This is a genomic window from Pantoea sp. y20 (assembly GCF_054903455.1).
Map to the genome: position 1 here is coordinate 2,129,098 of NZ_CM142816.1, position 17,106 is coordinate 2,146,203.

Consider the following 17,106-nt stretch of genomic DNA (forward strand, 5'->3'; position numbering starts at 1 on the left):
CTAAGCGGTGCTTTCCAGATATTCACTGAAAAAGCATCTGATAACAGTCATTTTAACTGCAATTTAACGGGGTGAAGGATTTTCGTATGTGTGCGTTTTAACACTGCGCCGTCATCCTGGGAATGACATTACCTATCGAACGATTTCTTGAATCAGGGAGACACTGGCTATGCAAAATGCATCGCTCGCCCGCCGCGCTGGGCTGGCTCTGCTCGCGATTGTTGCGGTGATTGCCCTGCTGGTTTGGGGGCTGGGGCTGAATACGCTGCGCGACCGGCGGGAAGATTTGGTTTATCTCGGGCAGCAGCATCTGTTTTTAGTGTTTTGGTCAATGTTCTTTGCGTTACTGGTGGGCATTCCCAGCGGCATCCTGCTTAGCCGTCCATTTGCTCGTCGCTGGGCAGAGTACGTGATGCAAATCTTCAACGTGGGTAACACGCTGCCTCCGCTGGCGGTATTGGCGCTCGCGATGGTGATTGTCGGTATCGGCGATCGTCCCGCGCTGATTGCCCTGTTCCTCGCCTCGCTGCTGCCGATTGTGCGTAATACTTTTGCCGGTTTAAGCGCGGTACCGCCGTCGCTAATCGAAGCCGCCAACGGTATAGGTATGACCAAGTTTCAGCGTTTGCGTCAGGTGGAAATCCCTAATGCGCTGCCGGTGATTCTGGCAGGCGTGCGCATCGCCACGGCGATTAACGTCGGTACCGCGCCATTGGCGTTCCTGATCGGTGCCAGCAGTTTTGGTGAGCTGATTTTCCCCGGCATCTACCTCAACGACTTCCCTACGCTGATCCTCGGCGCTGTGGCCACCGCGCTGGTTGCGCTGGTGCTCGACATGCTGCTCGCAGCATTGGGACGTTATCTCAGCCCGCACTCTGCGGCTTAACACAAGGAGTTTTGTGATGGCCACTGCCAATAAGCTGGCGCGCTGGGTTAGACGTACTGCGCTGGCACTCACCGCGACGCTGGCAATCAGCCAAAGCGCTGCGGCTGCAACACCGATTACCATGGCAACTAAGAGCTTTACGGAGCAGCACATCCTCTCCGCGATGACGGTGATTTGGCTGCAGAAGAAAGGTTTTCAGGTGATCCCCAAGACCAATATCGCCACCACTATTGGTCGTAACGCGATGATTAATAAACAGATTGATATGACATGGGAATACACCGGTACTTCGCTAATCATCTTTAACCACATCAATAAGCCAATGTCGACGGAAAACGCGTATAAAACGGTGAAACAGCTGGATGCGAAATTGGGTCTGGTCTGGCTTAATCCTGCACCGATGAACAATACCTATGCGTTTGCCATGCAACGCGATCGCGCGGAGAAAGAAGGCATCAACACCATGTCGCAACTGGTGGCGAAGCTGGAAGAGGTACGCAAGAACGATCCGGATCATAACTGGAAACTGGGTTTGGATCTGGAATTCTCGGGCCGCTCCGATGGTCTTAAGCCACTGCAGAAAGCCTACAACATGCCGCTCGATCGTCCGCAGATTCGCCAGATGGATCCCGGCTTGGTTTACAACGCGATTCGCGATGGCTTTGTTGATGCCGGTTTGATCTACACCACCGATGGCCGCGTGAAAGGGTTCGAACTCAAAGTGTTAGAAGATGATAAGCACTTCTTCCCAAGTTACAACGTCACGCCTGTCGTGCGTCAGGATGTGCTCGAGAGCCATCCGGGTTTGGATACGGCGCTTAATCAGCTCTCCGCGTTAATTAATGACGAAGCGATCACCGAGATGAATAAGCGTGTAGATATTGATCATCAGTCGCCGCAACAGGTGGCGCGTGATTTCCTTCAATCCAAGAACATGCTGTAAGGAGGCGCTGTGGATACCTTGCATTACATCATGAATAACTGGCACACCTTGATGACGCTCACCTGGCAACACACGTGGCTGGTGCTGGTTGCGGTCGGTTTCGCCATTATCGTTGGCGTACCGCTGGGCATTTTGATTGTGCGCTTTAAGTGGCTGGCCACGCCCGTGCTCGGCATCGCCACCATTGTGTTAACCATTCCCACCATCGCGTTGTTTGGTTTGATGATTCCATTGTTTTCTATGATCGGTCAGGGCATTGGCGCCCTTCCCGCTATTACCGCCGTGTTCCTTTACTCGCTGCTGCCGATTGTGCGTAACACCCACACCGCGCTGGAGAATTTGTCTCCCGGACTGCGTGAAGCCGGTCGCGGGATTGGCATGACCTTCTGGCAGCGTCTGCGCTGGGTAGAAATTCCGATGGCGCTACCGGTGATTTTTGGCGGTATTCGTACAGCGGTGGTGATGAATGTTGGCGTGATGGCGATTGCCGCCGTAATTGGTGCGGGCGGTTTGGGCCTGCAACTGCTCGACGGGATCAGCGGCAGCGATGTGCGCATGTTGATTGCCGGTGCCTTAATGATTTGTTTGCTCGCGATTGTGCTTGATTGGCTGCTGCACCGTTTGCAGTCGGCGCTGACTCCTAAGGGGATTCGATAATGATAAAACTGGAAAACCTGACGAAAACCTTTACGCAAAAGAACGGCACATCACTTAATGCCGTGGATAACGTCAGCCTTGAAGTGCCTGCCGGGGAAATGTGCGTGCTGCTCGGCCCATCGGGTTGTGGCAAAACCACCACCCTGAAGATGATTAACCGTTTGATTCCCTCCTCAAGCGGCAGGATTTTGATCAACGGTGAAGACACCAGCGGACAAGATACCGTCACCCTGCGCCGCAATATTGGCTATGTCATCCAGCAGATTGGTCTGTTCCCGAATATGACCATCGAGGAGAACATTACCGTGGTGCCGCGCATGTTGGGTTGGGATAAGAAGCGCTGCCGCGAACGCGCCACGGAATTGATGAGCATGGTGGCGCTCGATCCGACCAAGTTCCTGCATCGCTATCCGCGCGAAATGTCCGGCGGTCAGCAGCAGCGTATTGGCGTGATTCGCGCGCTGGCTGCGGATCCACCGGTATTGCTGATGGATGAACCTTTCGGCGCGGTCGACCCAATCAACCGTGAAGTGATTCAGAACGAATTCCTTGAGATGCAGCGCCAGTTAAAGAAGACCGTGATGCTGGTTAGCCATGATATTGATGAAGCGCTGAAACTCGGCGACCGCATTGCGGTGTTTGGTCAGGGGAAAATTGTGCAGTGCGCCAGCCCGGATGAGCTGTTAGCCAAACCGGCGAACGACTTTGTTGGCTCCTTTGTCGGTCAGGACCGTACGCTGAAACGTTTGTTGCTGGTGCAGGCCGGCGATGTCACCGATCAGCAGCCCACCATCACCGTGCAGCGTAATACGCCACTGCAGGAGGCCTTCGCCACCATGGACGATAACGATATGCGTTCGGTGACGGTGGTTGATGAAGATGGCAAGCCGCTGGGATTTGTGAAGCGTCGTGAAGCGCGCGGCGCCACTGGCCGCTGCGAAGAGATGCTGCATACCTTTAAAGTGACGGGCAAAGCGGAAGAAAACCTGCGCGTGGTGCTGTCGAAGCTGTATGAGCACAACACGGTGTGGATGCCGATCGTCGATGAGGAAGGTCGTTATAGCGGCGAGATATCGCAGGATTACATTGCCGATTATCTCAGTTCTGGACGTACGCGCCGTCGGTTGAATCCGTAAAACCCTAAGCAGTCGCCGAGGGGCATATGGCAGATCGTAAAGTCGCCATAAATCATCCCTGAGGCTCAGCCCGCGCCTTCCCTGGCGCGGGATGCTTTACTCCTCTGCCATATGCCCCTCGGCTATTTGACTCCGTGCGCTTTGTTAACGCGACTCCTCAGCCGTTTTTGCCGCCACTGCTTCGCTGCGCTCTGAAGGCAGCACGACATTCAAAATAATCGCCAGCATCCCGCCGGTAGTCACTGCGTGACCAAACAGGTTGCTAATCAGCGTCGGGAACTGTTTCAGCACCTCAGGCACCGCTTCGACACCCAAACCGATACCAAACGACACGGCAACAATCAGCATCTCGCGGCGGCCAAGCGGCGTTTGCGTCATCACGCGGATGCCGGCCGCCACCACGCTACCAAACATCACAATGGTCGCGCCGCCCAGCACCGGCGGTGGAATCTGCTGCAGCATATAGCCAATCGCCGGGAACATACCGAGCAGCACCAGCATTACGCCGATCACCATGCCAACATAACGGCTGGCAACGCCGGTCATTTGGATGACGCCATTATTTTGCGCAAAAGTGGTGTTGGGAAAGGCAGAGAACAGGGCGGCAAGCAAGCAGCTGATGCCATCGGCGAAAATACCGCCCTGCATGCGGCGCTCAAACGCTTCGCCTTCAATCGGCTGCTGCGACAACATGCAGTTCGCCGTGAGGTCGCCCACCGCTTCAATCACGGCTATCACCGATACCAGCGCGATGGGAATGAAGATGGTCCAGTCAAAGGCAAAACCAAAACGGAACAGCGCCGGCATTACCAGCCACGGCGTATCACCCATTGGCTTAAGGGTGAGATGGCCGGTTAACGCTGCGGCGATACAGCCCGCAGCAATGCCGGCCACCACCGCAACCAGCCGCGTCCAGCGATTTTGCGAACGGTTAAGTACGATAATTACCAGCAGCGTCAAGGCACCGAGCGCCAGATTGCCGGGCGCGCCAAAATCGCTGGCGTTATGGCCGCCAGCCCAATCGGTGATGCTGACTTTGATCAGGCTGATACCAATTAAGGTAATAACGGTGCCGGTAACCACCGGCGTCAACACTTTGCGTAATGGCGCGATGCAGCGGCTGATCAACATCGGAATCATCGCCGCTACTAAGTTGCAGCCAAAGATCATCGCCATGATCTCTTCTGGCGATCCGCCGCGCGCTTTGACCATCAATCCGCCCGACAGAATCACCCCGAGAAAGGCAAAGCTGGTGCCCTGCAGGCAGATCATGCCTGCGCCAATGCCCATAAAGCGGCGCGCCTGCAAGAAAGTACCGAGACCGGAAACGAGCAGCGACATGCTGATCAGGTAAGGGATCCATGCCTGTAATCCCAACACGGAACCAATAATCAGCGGCGGCGTAATGATGCCCACTACGCTGGCCAGCACATGTTGTAGTGCGGCACAAAATGCAGGCAATGGACCGATGCGGTCATTCAGCCCATACAACAAACCTTTCTCATCTGATTGCGACATACAGGTGCTCCGGCAAGATATTCATCAGAGCTGCTGATGCATGAATCACGCCAGAACAAGGGGTTTATTAAAATTTGCAAGTAAGATATTGAATATTATGGCAATTAATTCAGTAAAGAGGAGGGCTGAATCTGAAATCTTAGATTCAGCCATTGATCATTTGCGGCTTTTTGTTTCATCAGGCCGCAGGCTTTGCACTGTTGTCGTGCGTAATATTGTCATCGAGCAGTGAAATATCCAGATAACCACTCAGTTCCCGTTGTTCTGCGCGCGGCAGATAAGGCAACTCGCCTAATAAAGGTGCACCTAACTTGTTGCTCAAAACATCAATAATTTCAGCGTAATGCGCCAGACCGGGATTAATACGGTTGGCTACCCAACCCACGAGTCGCAATCCATCCTGCGCAATCGCATCGGCGGTCAGTAAAGCGTGGCTGATGCAACCTTCTTTAATGCCGACTACCAACACAACGGGTAAATGTTCCTGCCGCACCCAGTGGGACAAAGGCTGTAAGTCGTTCATTAAACTGCGCCAGCCGCCGGTGCCTTCTACCACCACGCGCGCGGCGCGCTGCTGCAAATCGTTTAGACTGCGGCTGAGCAACGGATAATCTATACGCTGCGACGCGCTGGTGCTGATTTCATCCTCTTGTAAGGCGATAGGATTGACGGCGGAATAATCGAGAGCGAGACCTGAAGCCTGCTGTAATAACAGGGCATCTTTATTACGTAAGCCTTCAGATGTGAGTTGCGCGCTTTTGGCGACAGGTTTGAAGCCTGCGGCGCACAGATTCGTCTTGGCAAAGCACTGCAATAATGCGCGTGATACCACGGTTTTACCCACCGCGGTGTCGGTACCGGTGACAAAAAGCGTTTTCACCATTCTCCTCCTTCATTAAAGCGATGTGTAACGTGCGAAGGAGGCAGTTTAAGGAAATGTTTTCGCGGGCAGATTGCGTTAGGACAAACTTAAGGTGAGCTGTAATTATCCCTGCAACAGTTTTACCAATAAATGGCCGCTATAGAGCGCGTCTTTTATCAGTGCGGCGCCGCCAAAGGTGCCGGGATCGCTGAAAGACGTTGGTGTGAGCTGGATTTTACTGCTGTATGCGGGCAAGGCTTGTTGTCGAATGGTACTGCTCACCGCAGGGAACAGCACATCGGCGGCCTGATTCAGCGGCGAACCGATAAGGATTTGTTGAGGATTAAAGATGTTTACCATCATCGCCAGCATGCGGCCAATATGATGTCCGACGCCCGCAATCACATCACGCGCCAGGCGATCGCCCTGCTGCGCGGCTGCGCATAAGCTCTCAATCGTCAACGGCGTCTGATGCAATACACTGTCCGGCTGCGACGGCAAACGCTGGGCGGTGAGATTAAGCAGGCTTCCGATGCTGGCGACGGTTTCCAGACAGCCATTATTGCCGCAATAACACTGCTGGCCGTAAGGATCGATTTGCGTATGACCAATTTCCACCAGCGTACGACCATTTTTGTGCAGCAGTTGTCCGCCGCTGATCACGCCCGCGCCGACGGTTTCATCAATCACAATCTGAATCACATGTTGCGCGCCACTGGATGCGCCAAACAGCGCTTCGGCTAACGTCCAGGCGGAAATATCATGCTGCACGAACACCGGCAGACCGGTGCGCTGCGCCAGCGTTTCTCCCAGCGGCATATCCTGCACGTCATAACCCGGCATACGATGGACCACGCCAGAAGCGGCGTTGATCAATCCTGGCAAGGTAATGGCGATGGCGGTCAAACGCTCCAGCTTGCTTTGGTGGCGAATAAAGAAGTCATTCACTGTCTCGTGCAAGGTTTGCAGCAGTGGTTTGTCGGCGCTGGCGTGCAGCGGCAGGCGATCTTCCTGCAGCGCGCGGCTGCTGAGATCGCGCAGCGTCAGCGTAATAAATCCGGGCTGAATGCGAACGGCGAGATAGTGCCAGGCGAGCGTATCGAGGATCAAACCAATCGCGGGACGACCGCGACTGCCTGGCTCCTGAAATTCAGTTTCCTGAACCAGATGGGCATCGAGCATTTCACGCACGATTTTGGTAATGCTGGCGGGGGCTAACTGGGCACGTTTAGAAAGCTCAATACGCGAAATCGGGCCGTAAAGGTCAATCAGTCGGTAAACCACACCAGCGTTGGTCTGTTTTATCTGATCAATATGACCAGGTTGACTGTACAGATTCACGCCCTGCTCCCATTATTTTCGCGCTTCTAAATAAACAGCAGCTATGGTGATGCAGATTGCCCTGCAGCGTCAAATATTTGATTAGAAATGTGATTTATCGCACATAAAGTTTGGGCCCTCATTCAACTGCGGACTCAATTCTCTGCATTTTGCAGCATCAGCGACATCATATTGCTCATTTGCGCCGTTGGTTCTCGCGTCGCTGACCAGACCAGCCAAACTTCAGAAATCGCGTCGCTCTCCTGCAACGGGATCCACACCACATCGGCCAGACGTGCACGGCTGAATGACGCCGGCAGAATCGACACGCCGAGTCCGGTCGCCACCAGACCAAGGATGGTCATCGCCTCGCCCACCTCCTGCGTAATAAAAGGTTTGATTTGATAGCGATGCAGCAGCGCCAGGATTTCACCGTACAACGCAGTGCCGCCTTGCGGATCGAAAAATACAAACGGCTCGTTGGCTAATGCCTGAATGGAAATCGACTCTGCATCGGCCAGCGGATGCGCCCAATGCACTACCGCGCATAGCGGCTCACGCAGTAACACGCGGTGCTGCAGATCGCTGGGCAGCGGCGTATTGCGCATCACACCGAGGTCGAGCCGATCGTCATGAAGTGGCGCAAGCTGCTGCCGCGTATTGTTCTCCTGCATCTGAATGTGCACTTCTGGCCAACGCTGACGGAATTGGTACAGCGCGTCAGAAACCAGACCGGTAAACGGCGCTGAGGAGGTAAAGCCGATGCGCAACTCGCCCTCCTGCCCGCTATGCACGCGTGCGGCGCGGCGGGTGGCCTGCTCCACCTGTAACAAAATGGCACGCGCATCCTGCAAAAACAGCGCGCCGGCGGGCGTGATCTGTACGCTGCGATTGGTGCGGGTAAACAGCTGGGCGCCAATTTCCTGCTCCAGTTGCTGGATCTGCTGACTCAGCGGCGGTTGCGAAATATTCAGGCGCTGCGCGGCGCGGCCAAAATGCAGTTCCTCCGCGACGGCAACGAAATAGCGTAAATGACGCAACTCAACATTCATACTTTAAACGTCTCATTTGAGATTATTAATATATTGTACAACCTATTCGCCCTTTCCTACAGTAACGGCATGATTGTTCAAACGAGGATGTTCCGTGAGTCGCTCTTCTCAGGGGGTGATACTCGATGAAGACGAGTTGTCCGTAAAGCCTGCTCCAGCTGCAGCCCCTTCAGAATGGATTGAACGCGGATCGCCGCAGTTTATGCGCGTGACGCTGGCGCTGTTCTCTGCCGGTCTTGCCACTTTCGCCCTGCTGTATTGCGTGCAGCCCATTTTGCCGGTGTTATCGCAACAGTTTGGTGTTTCTCCAGCGCAAAGCAGTATTTCTCTCTCGCTATCGACCGGCTTAATGGCATTGGGATTGCTGTTTACCGGGCCGCTGTCGGATGCGATTGGGCGTAAATCGGTGATGGTTACCGCGCTGTTGCTCGCGGCTATCTGTACCTTGATTTCCGCCACCATGAGCAGTTGGCAGGGGATTTTGCTGATGCGCGCGCTGATTGGCTTATCGCTGAGCGGGGTTGCGGCGGTTGGCATGACCTATCTGAGTGAAGAGATTCATCCACGCGTTATCGCCTTTTCCATGGGGCTGTACATCAGCGGTAACTCGATTGGCGGCATGAGCGGACGCCTGTTGACGGGCGTATTGACTGATTTCTTCTCGTGGCGCGTTGCGGTGGGCGTGATTGGCTGTTTCGCGTTGGCGGGCGCGCTGATGTTTTGGAAAATCCTGCCTGCGTCGCGTCATTTCCGTCCAGCTTCGCTACGTCCGCGTAGTTTGCTGATCAACTTCCGTTTGCACTGGCGCGATAAAGGATTACCGCTGCTGTTCGCTGAGGGCTTCCTGCTGATGGGCGCGTTCGTCACGCTGTTCAACTACATCGGCTATCGCCTGCTGAGTGCGCCCTGGTCGCTGAGCCAGGCGGTGGTGGGATTGCTGTCGGTGGTCTATCTGACCGGATCCTGGAGTTCACCGAAAGCCGGCGCGATGACCAGCCGCTTTGGACGCGGTCCGGTGATGATTGGCGCAACTGCGATTATGCTGACGGGATTGCTGCTGACGGCGTTTAACTCACTGTGGCTGATTTTACCCGGCATGATGTTGTTCACCGCCGGATTCTTTGCGGCGCATTCTGTTGCCAGCGGCTGGATTGGCCCGCGTGCGCGTCGGGCTAAAGGCCAGGCATCGTCACTCTATCTGTTTAGCTATTACGTTGGATCCAGCGTGGCGGGTACATTGGGCGGCGTGTTCTGGCACAGCTATGGCTGGATGGGCGTTACGGCATTCATTAGCTTGCTATTATTAATGGCTTTGCTGGTCGGCTGGCGATTGCAGTGCCGGAAACTGTAATACCTTTCATCTGTTAAACGGGGCTAATACGCCCCGTTCTCTTATCAGGTCCACGCCATCCGGTGATCTCACAGTCCCAGATAAAACAAAACGGCCATTCGTCGCTATAATTCATTCCATTCCAACAATAGTTAGACTTTTATTATTTCACAGCAATGAGGACGATAGATGGGACTCTATTATTACGTCGATAAGCATGCCGGCTATAACGACAACCATGTAGTACACGCAACGGGATGCCCGTACCTACCCGCCGATGAGGCACGCCGTTTCCTTGGGACTTTCTACACGCCAAATGCCGCCATTCAGCAAGCGCGTAAATTTTATGCCAGCGCGCTGGGCTGCGAGCACTGCTGTCCGGTGGGGTTAAAAAAAAACATGACGACTCAGAATAGTGTGGCACTAAAACATATGGTGCGACTCTGATAATCATGATGTGAGAGTGGTCAGCAGACCTAACTCTTTTGTTAAGCAGCACTGCGGCGTTTCATAATAATTATAAATTTAAGTGTAATAATAACTGGACCTTAAGGCGCTCAAGGTGGCGTCAGGTCCAGTTGCCTCTTTCTCCCCCGTTGTTAATCTTGCTCGCTCTCGTATTGATGACAGAAAGCGTAAAAACCTCAGGCTATTAATTACGCCACTCTTGATAAAAAATATTCAGTAATAAAAGCCCGACAAACGGTTTCCCTCCGCTCATTAATGCTCCACAATAGCGGCAATTTGTGACTCCGGTCACTTTCTGGGGTGCTTTTTGCCCTTTCATTTGCCGTCTGACAGATTTGAACTCCATGCAATCTACTACTGTTTCCCGTAAAACGGCCTGGCTACGCGTTGTACTGCTGGCTATTGCTGCTTTTGTCTTTAACACCACAGAATTCGTGCCTGTCGGTCTGCTGTCGGATATCGCCGCCAGCTATGACATGAAGACTGCCGATGTTGGCATTATGCTGACCATCTACGCGTGGGTTGTCGCGCTATTGTCACTGCCGTTGATGCTGTTAACGCGCAATATTGAGCGTCGCCTGCTGTTGGCGGTGTTGTTCATTGTGTTTGTTGCCAGCCATGTGCTCTCGTCTTTGGCATGGGATTTCACCTCACTGGTTATCTCGCGCATCGGTATTGCCTTAGCGCACGCCGTGTTCTGGTCAATTACCGCTTCGCTGGCCATTCGCGTGGCGCCTGCAGGCAAGAAAACTCAGGCGTTGAGTATGCTGGCAACCGGTACCGCGCTGGCGATGGTGCTGGGCGTGCCGATTGGGCGTATCGTCGGTCAATATCTTGGCTGGCGCACTACTTTTGGCATGATCGGCTTGTCTGCTTTGGTATTGCTGATTTTGCTGATGCGCATACTGCCGCGTCTGCCGAGCGAGCACACGGGTTCACTGAGCAGCGTTCCGATGCTATTCCGCCGTCCGGCGCTGGTGGCAATGTACGTTCTGGTTACCGTGGTGGTGACGGCGCATTACACCGCTTACAGCTACATCGAACCGTTTATGCAGGTGGTGGCTAATGCCGATGATAATTTCACCACGCTGCTGTTACTGCTATTTGGATCAGCGGGCATTCTCGGCAGCGTGCTGTTTAGTACGCTGGGCAATAGATTCCCTTCTGCGATGCTGATCGCCGCGATTGCGATGATCACGCTAAGCATGGGCTTGCTGGTGTTTGCTGCTGTACGTCCCGCTGCAATCACCGTGCTGTGCATCGTTTGGGGCATGGCAATGATGATGATTGGTCTGGCGATGCAGGTGCGCGTTTTGGCGCTGGCACCGGATGCCACCGACGTCGCGATGTCGCTGTTCTCGGGTATCTACAACATCGGTATCGGCGCGGGTGCGCTACTGGGTAATCAGGTCAGTTTGCATATGCAAATGTCGGATGTCGGTAACGTCGGCGGCATTATTGGCCTTGCCGCACTGTTCTGGTGTATCGCTATCTTCCGCCGCTATCCACAGCTGCGTTCTAACGGATAAGAAAAAAGGCTTCAGAAGGTTATCTTCCGAAGCCTTTTATTCACTTCCTGCGGAATGCTTCATTGCCCTCCGCTCAATTCTCTTAGTTATAAATTACTGCTGTGCCATTTAGCTTGTTGTTGCCAGAGGTCGAAGTGATGCGGAATGACTTTGCTCCGGCAGCACTGGCCTTTTCCGCTAGCTGATTCTCCAGCGATGTCAGGTTAGTGCTACCTGATGCGCTAACCACACCAATCTGTTGTTGATTCAACGGCGCTTCGTTTACTAAGTCTGCAGCCATGCTACCAAACGCGATTGAAGACAATGCTACAGCGGCCAAAGTCAGTTTGATGCTTTTCATAATTTTGCTCTCTTAAACGGGTGAATTGGGGTCGGTCGCGATTAAGTTAACAACCGTTAATTAAATGCTACCGCCGAATGGACCCGCGCGTCAATCATTTTATTAACGATCATTATTTTAATCGGAAGTGGCGTGATTATGGGCTTCCCAGCCCTTTTTGACTTATCCATTTGGGTGCTTTCGCAAGCAAAAAGCACAAACGGGCAAAGACGAATAGACTCATTCCGGGCTGCGCTTGCATATTTATTTAATGATCGGTAATTTAATGGGGTGTTTCTACGCTTTGAGGTGCCCAATGACAGAAGTTATCGATGTGGTGAACAGGAAAACGCGCGGCCGTCCGAAAGTGTTTGATCGCAACGATGCCCTGGATAAGGCATTGATGTTGTTCTGGGCGCATGGCTATGAAGGCACTTCGCTGTCCGATTTGGTTAACGCTACCGGCGCTAAGGCCCCAACCCTTTATGCTGAGTTTGAAAATAAAGAAGGGTTATTCCGTGCGGCGATGCAGCGATACATTGAAACGTTCAGCGCACAACGCAACGCCGTGCTAAATGACGATGCATTAGACGTGAAAACGGCCATTGAAGCCTATTTTCGCGCAACCGCCGCATGCTTCACCGCATGTGATAAGCCTGCTGGTTGTTTCTTCATTTGTACCTCGAGCGCGCTCTCTTCCGGCTCAGAAGAAGTGGCGCAAATGCTGGCTCAACAGCATCACGCGCAGGAATCAGCGTTAAAAGCATTTCTTGATACCCGGCAGCAGCGCGGCGAGTTACCGCAATGTGCCAATAGTGCAAGGTTAGCCCGCTACCTGGCGTGTTTACTGCAGGGAATGTCGGTGCGTGCGCGTGAAGGCGCTAATCGTGAGGACCTTGACCAGATCGTGGATACGCAGATGGCAATCTGGCCCGCTCTGGCGGGATATTGTGAATTGAGCACCAAATAAAATTCAGGCCGACTTCCGTGTCGGCCTAAAATTATTGCCTCCGTACAAATACTGAGGTGAGCGAGCGTTAAGGCAGGAAAAACATCGGTTTCAACGCTGCACTCACCGGACTGTTATCCGGATTCGATGGCATTAAATCCTTCATCGATGCCCACCAGCGCTGACACACTTCCGTTTTTGCCACTGCTTCCCAGCGCGCTTCAGACTCAATTTCCACGCTGGCAAACAGCAGATTGCGTTCAGCATCCAGCCAGATAGCGTAATTGTGCGCGCCATGCGCTTTTAGCGTCTCAGCCAGCTCCGGCCAAATTGGCGTATGACGGCGCAGATACTCATCGTGGCAGTGTGCATGCACCTGCATCACAAAGGCTTTACGCAACATCGCTGCGCTCCGCCTGCAGCGCGGCTTGCCACGGCTTAACGTTGAAGCGTTCACCCAGCGCGATCAGCTGCTCAGTGGTGATGCTTTGACGAATGCCGCCCATTGACAGCGCTTTTACCACCACTTCGGAGGATTTCTCCGCCGTATCGATCAGGCCGAAAGTCTCGTCGAGGTTTGGACCCGCGCCAAAGATGCCATGGAACGGCCACATCACAATGCTGTGATTTGCCATTGCGTCTGCCGTTGCCTGACCAATTCCATCGGTGCCGGGCACCATCCACGGCAGAATACCTACGCCATCCGGGAACACCACCAGACATTCGGTGCTGCCTTCCCACAACAGGCGTGTGAATCGTGCGGAATCCAGATCGACCACATAGCTCAGCGCCATAAAGTTGGTGGCGTGGCAATGCATGATGACGCGATCAATGTCGTTTGAGACCTGCTTGCGCACGCTGTGCGACTGGAAGTGAGCTGCCAACTCTGATGTTGGCAGGCCACCGTTACTCAAACCCCAATGGATTTTGTATGACAAGCCTTTGTCATCCACCTGCAGCAGCGCCAGACAGTCGGCCGGGTCGAGCTGAACGTTACGGAAAAACTTCCCCGACCCGGTGACCAGGAACCAATCATTGGCCAGCGCTGGAGCAGGTTTGGTCAGCTCAATACAGCGCGGCTCGGCATAGAAATCACCGGCGAAATCATTAACTTCTTCCGGCAGTAAACGTAAGCTGACGTTGCCGCCATTACGCTCATCCCAGCCTTTCAACCACATGTCGCTGGTCGCTTTAACCATTCCCTGAACAAAAGCGGAAGAGAGGATATTTTGCATGGTGTGTACCTTAACGTTGACGCAGTGTTTGTTGTTCATAATGACGGACTTCGCTCAGCCAGCTGGCATCAGCAGGGACATCGTGGCGCAGACACCAGGCTTCCCACACCGCTTGCCACGGCAACGATTTTTGTTCTTCCAGCATCGCCAGGCGGCCGGTGTAATCCCCTTCGTTCTCCAGCTTGCGTAACTGGTCGGTAGGTTCCAGCAGAGCACGCAGCAGCGCTTTTTTGGCATTGCGTGTCCCAATTACCCACGCCGCGATGCGGTTGATCGACGCATCGAAGAAGTCGAGACCGATGTGCACCTTGTCGAACAATTTGTGGCGCGCGATCTCGGTAGCGATGGCCTGGGTTTCATCGTCGAGAATCACCACGTGATCGCTGTCCCAGCGCACCGGACGGCTTACGTGCAGCAGCAGGCGCGGCACATAGAGCATGGCCGTGGAAATTTTGTCGGAAATCACTTCGGTTGGATGGAAGTGGCCGGCGTCCAGAGTCAGCGCGGTCTGGCGGCTGCTGGCATAACCCAGGCAGAATTCATTGGAACCCACGGTGTAGCTCTCTGCGCCGATGCCAAACAGTTTGCTCTCTACCGCATCAATGTGGTGCGCAGGATTGAGTTTTTCACTGATCACTTCATCAAGCGCACTCGCCAGGCGTTGACGCGGTCCTAAACGATCGACGGTGAGATCTTTCATTCCGTCCGGCACCCAGATATTCATAACGGATGCGGTACCCAGTTGCTCACCAAAGTGTGCAGAGATACGACGGCTGGCCTTGCAGTGATCGATCCAGAACTGACGAATCCCTTTGTCGGCGTGTGACAAGGTAAAGCCATCGGCGCTCAGCGGATGGGAGAAACAGCTTGGATTAAAATCGAGGCCCAGCTTGTGCGTTTTGGCCCATTCCACCCAGTTGCTGAAGTGTTTCGGTTCAATCGCATCACGGTCGACCGGCTTATCGCTCTCCAGATAAATCGCATGCAGGTTGAGGCGTTTAGCACCCGGAATGAGTGACATCGCTTTTTCAACATCAGAGCGCAGCTCATCAGCATTACGGGCGCGTCCCGGATAGTTGCCGGTAGCCTGAATACCGCCGGTCAGTTCACCGTTCGGATTTTCGAAGCCGCGCACGTCATCACCTTGCCAGCAGTGCATCGAGACCGGAATGCCATCCAGCTGCGCCATTACCTGTTCCACATCCACACCGATGGCGGCGTAACGTTGTTTGGCCAGTTCGAAGGCCTGTTCAATCAGCTTAGTCATATGCAAGTTCCTTAGCAGGTTGGCTGAGCGCTGCAAAGCGTGCCTGATGGGCAGCGAAGGCGCTGTTGTTCAACGGTTCAAATTTTTCTAACGGGAAGTTTTGGCTAATGCAGCGGCGTAAATCGCTGACGTCACGCAGTTCGCCCAAAGCAATGAGCTGGCAGCCGACGTTGCCGAGCGTCGAGGCTTCAATCGGCCCCGCCAATACCGGCAGCTGACAGGCATCGGCACACAATTGATTTAACAGCGGGTTCTGACTGCCGCCGCCCACCACATGCAGTTGACGCAGCGGTGCCGCGCGCAGTGTGCCGAGTTCGCCAATAACCTGGCGATAGAGTAAGGCCAGACTGTCGAAGATGGTGCGAGCCAGCGCAGCCGGCGTCTGCGGTACGGGCATGTTCTGTTCGGCGCAGGCGTTTTGAATCTCCTGAACCATGCTGTCTGGATTGATAAAACGGCTGTGATTGGGGTTAACCAGCGTACGACAGGCGGGCTCTTTTGCGGCTTCTTTGATCAGCGAACAGAGATCGGTAATTTGCAGCTCAGTGCAGACACGTTGCAGCAGCCACAAACCCATAATGTTTTTCAGAACGCGGTAGCCTTCTGCTCCACCTTCATTGGTTACGTTGGCATTGAGCGCCGCCGTGCTGACACAAGGCTGCAAGCTCTCAATCCCCATCAGTGACCAAGTTCCCGAGCTGAGATAAGCGGCATCATCCTGCATTAACGGGGTGGCCAAAACCGCGCTCGCCGTATCGTGAGTCGCAACCGCGATCACCGGAACGTGGTTGCCGCTGGCGCTGGTCCAGTTACCGACAGTGTTACCTGGCGATGTGGGTTTGCCGAACCACTTAGCCGGCACGCCAGCCCACGCAAGCAAATCGCTGTCCCATTCGCCGCTGTGAATATTGAGCAGTTGTGTGGTGGTGGCGTTGGTGTATTCCCAGTTCATCTGGCCGGTAAGGCGATAGTGCAGATAGTCAGGAATCATCAGCGCATACTGCACTTTTTCCTGCCAATCTGGCTGCTGCTGATGCAGTGCGTGCAGTTGATAAAGGGTGTTGAACGGCAAGAATTGAATGCCGGTGCGCTGATAGATTGCTCCTTTGCCGAGATCGTTAATGGCCTGAGCCATGTGCCCTTCTGTACGCTTATCGCGATAACTTACCGCCTCGCCGACGCGTTTACCGTTGGCATCCAGCAACACCAAATCAACGCCCCAGGTATCGATGCCAATGCTGTCCGGCACAATGCCTTCATCATCAAGCTGGGCCAGCCCTAAACGAATCTCTTGCTCCAGTCGATCCAAATCCCAACAATCATAATCTGCACGGCGCACACGCTGATTGGTGAAGCGACGCACTTCGCGCAGGCTGATCTGCTGATTCGCTGAACTCCATTGTGCGAGCATCACGCGCCCGCTGGATGCGCCTAAATCAATGGCAACAATGTTACGCATACTCATGGCGTGTTCTTCCTGTAATGAGATGACTACAGATTAGAAATCTCCGCTTTTTGCCACCTTCCCCTTACTGCCAGTGCGTAATAGTCACTGGCAGGCTGACAAAGAAGTTCGTGAGAAAGCTCACAGAACCACACAAGTGGCGAGATGTGAGCCTTGCCGCATTTCTGTCA

The 17,106-nt window shown here is 54.0% G+C and carries 17 protein-coding genes; 8 read left to right on the forward strand and 9 right to left on the reverse strand.

Going from position 1 to position 17,106, the window contains the following annotated elements; all coding sequences use genetic code 11:
* Positions 1 to 169: 169 nt before the first annotated feature.
* Genes ACYAC5_RS10010 through osmV form a run of 4 tightly spaced genes read left to right on the forward strand, consistent with a single transcriptional unit; the run spans position 170 to position 3,622 of the window.
* Positions 170 to 886 carry an ABC transporter permease gene (locus ACYAC5_RS10010; protein WP_101764354.1) on the forward strand — a complete coding sequence of 239 codons (717 nt, stop codon included), beginning with the start codon at positions 170 to 172 and terminating at the stop codon, positions 884 to 886.
* Between the two features lie 16 nt (positions 887 to 902).
* Complete coding sequence (locus ACYAC5_RS10015; protein ID WP_192411807.1) at positions 903 to 1,829, forward strand: glycine betaine ABC transporter substrate-binding protein; 927 nt, start codon at positions 903 to 905, stop codon at positions 1,827 to 1,829.
* Between the two features lie 9 nt (positions 1,830 to 1,838).
* Positions 1,839 to 2,486, forward strand: coding sequence for an osmoprotectant ABC transporter permease OsmW (gene osmW, locus ACYAC5_RS10020; RefSeq protein ID WP_064738719.1), 648 nt, complete (start codon positions 1,839 to 1,841; stop codon positions 2,484 to 2,486).
* Positions 2,486 to 3,622 carry an osmoprotectant ABC transporter ATP-binding protein OsmV gene (gene osmV, locus ACYAC5_RS10025; RefSeq protein ID WP_101764353.1) on the forward strand — a complete coding sequence of 379 codons (1,137 nt, stop codon included), beginning with the start codon at positions 2,486 to 2,488 and terminating at the stop codon, positions 3,620 to 3,622. The genes osmW and osmV overlap by 1 nt, the downstream gene beginning before the upstream one ends.
* A 144-nt stretch (positions 3,623 to 3,766) precedes the next feature.
* Here osmV and ACYAC5_RS10030 read toward each other — a convergent pair whose 3' ends face one another.
* The 4 genes from ACYAC5_RS10030 to ACYAC5_RS10045 form a co-directional block, all read right to left on the reverse strand.
* Positions 3,767 to 5,140 carry a nucleobase:cation symporter-2 family protein gene (locus ACYAC5_RS10030; RefSeq protein WP_462061678.1) on the reverse strand — a complete coding sequence of 458 codons (1,374 nt, stop codon included), beginning with the start codon at positions 5,138 to 5,140 and terminating at the stop codon, positions 3,767 to 3,769.
* A 178-nt stretch (positions 5,141 to 5,318) separates the two neighbouring features.
* Positions 5,319 to 6,023, reverse strand: a complete 705-nt coding sequence (gene bioD, locus ACYAC5_RS10035; protein WP_462061679.1) for a dethiobiotin synthase — start codon at positions 6,021 to 6,023, stop codon at positions 5,319 to 5,321.
* A 102-nt stretch (positions 6,024 to 6,125) separates the two neighbouring features.
* Positions 6,126 to 7,343, reverse strand: a complete 1,218-nt coding sequence (gene mlc / locus ACYAC5_RS10040; RefSeq protein ID WP_192411804.1) for a sugar metabolism global transcriptional regulator Mlc — start codon at positions 7,341 to 7,343, stop codon at positions 6,126 to 6,128.
* 134 nt (positions 7,344 to 7,477) lie between these two features.
* Positions 7,478 to 8,374: a LysR family transcriptional regulator gene (locus tag ACYAC5_RS10045; RefSeq protein WP_280172859.1), complete on the reverse strand. Its 897-nt coding sequence runs from the start codon at positions 8,372 to 8,374 to the stop codon at positions 7,478 to 7,480.
* A 94-nt stretch (positions 8,375 to 8,468) separates the two neighbouring features.
* On the opposite strand from ACYAC5_RS10045, the gene ACYAC5_RS10050 reads away from it, so the two are divergent.
* From ACYAC5_RS10050 to ACYAC5_RS10060, 3 genes are all read left to right on the forward strand, one after another.
* Positions 8,469 to 9,725, forward strand: a complete 1,257-nt coding sequence (locus tag ACYAC5_RS10050) for an MFS transporter (protein WP_462061680.1) — start codon at positions 8,469 to 8,471, stop codon at positions 9,723 to 9,725.
* A 168-nt stretch (positions 9,726 to 9,893) separates the two neighbouring features.
* Positions 9,894 to 10,151, forward strand: coding sequence for a hypothetical protein (locus ACYAC5_RS10055; RefSeq protein WP_101764347.1), 258 nt, complete (start codon positions 9,894 to 9,896; stop codon positions 10,149 to 10,151).
* Positions 10,152 to 10,516: 365 nt separating this feature from the next.
* Positions 10,517 to 11,701, forward strand: a complete 1,185-nt coding sequence (locus ACYAC5_RS10060; RefSeq protein WP_101764346.1) for a sugar transporter — start codon at positions 10,517 to 10,519, stop codon at positions 11,699 to 11,701.
* 82 nt (positions 11,702 to 11,783) lie between these two features.
* Here ACYAC5_RS10060 and bhsA read toward each other — a convergent pair whose 3' ends face one another.
* On the reverse strand, positions 11,784 to 12,041 hold the full coding sequence (gene bhsA / locus ACYAC5_RS10065) for a multiple stress resistance protein BhsA (RefSeq protein ID WP_101764345.1): 258 nt from the start codon (positions 12,039 to 12,041) through the stop codon (positions 11,784 to 11,786).
* A gap of 295 nt (positions 12,042 to 12,336) precedes the next feature.
* On the opposite strand from bhsA, the gene ACYAC5_RS10070 reads away from it, so the two are divergent.
* Positions 12,337 to 12,990 carry a TetR/AcrR family transcriptional regulator gene (locus ACYAC5_RS10070; protein WP_192411802.1) on the forward strand — a complete coding sequence of 218 codons (654 nt, stop codon included), beginning with the start codon at positions 12,337 to 12,339 and terminating at the stop codon, positions 12,988 to 12,990.
* A gap of 67 nt (positions 12,991 to 13,057) precedes the next feature.
* Here ACYAC5_RS10070 and rhaM read toward each other — a convergent pair whose 3' ends face one another.
* Genes rhaM through rhaB form a run of 4 tightly spaced genes read right to left on the reverse strand, consistent with a single transcriptional unit; the run spans position 13,058 to position 16,936 of the window.
* Entirely contained in the window at positions 13,058 to 13,372 is a 315-nt protein-coding gene (rhaM, locus tag ACYAC5_RS10075) for an L-rhamnose mutarotase (protein ID WP_008108878.1), read from the reverse strand.
* On the reverse strand, positions 13,362 to 14,204 hold the full coding sequence (gene rhaD / locus ACYAC5_RS10080; RefSeq protein ID WP_277974894.1) for a rhamnulose-1-phosphate aldolase: 843 nt from the start codon (positions 14,202 to 14,204) through the stop codon (positions 13,362 to 13,364). Before rhaD ends, rhaM begins: the two co-directional genes overlap by 11 nt.
* A 10-nt stretch (positions 14,205 to 14,214) precedes the next feature.
* Positions 14,215 to 15,471 (reverse strand): L-rhamnose isomerase, encoded by a 1,257-nt coding sequence (locus ACYAC5_RS10085; protein WP_217546568.1) that lies wholly within the window; start codon positions 15,469 to 15,471, stop codon positions 14,215 to 14,217.
* The gene (gene rhaB, locus ACYAC5_RS10090) at positions 15,464 to 16,936 is read right to left on the reverse strand and encodes a rhamnulokinase (protein ID WP_462061681.1); all 1,473 of its coding nucleotides are present in this window, start codon (positions 16,934 to 16,936) and stop codon (positions 15,464 to 15,466) included. The genes ACYAC5_RS10085 and rhaB overlap by 8 nt, the downstream gene beginning before the upstream one ends.
* Positions 16,937 to 17,106 lie beyond the last annotated feature (170 nt).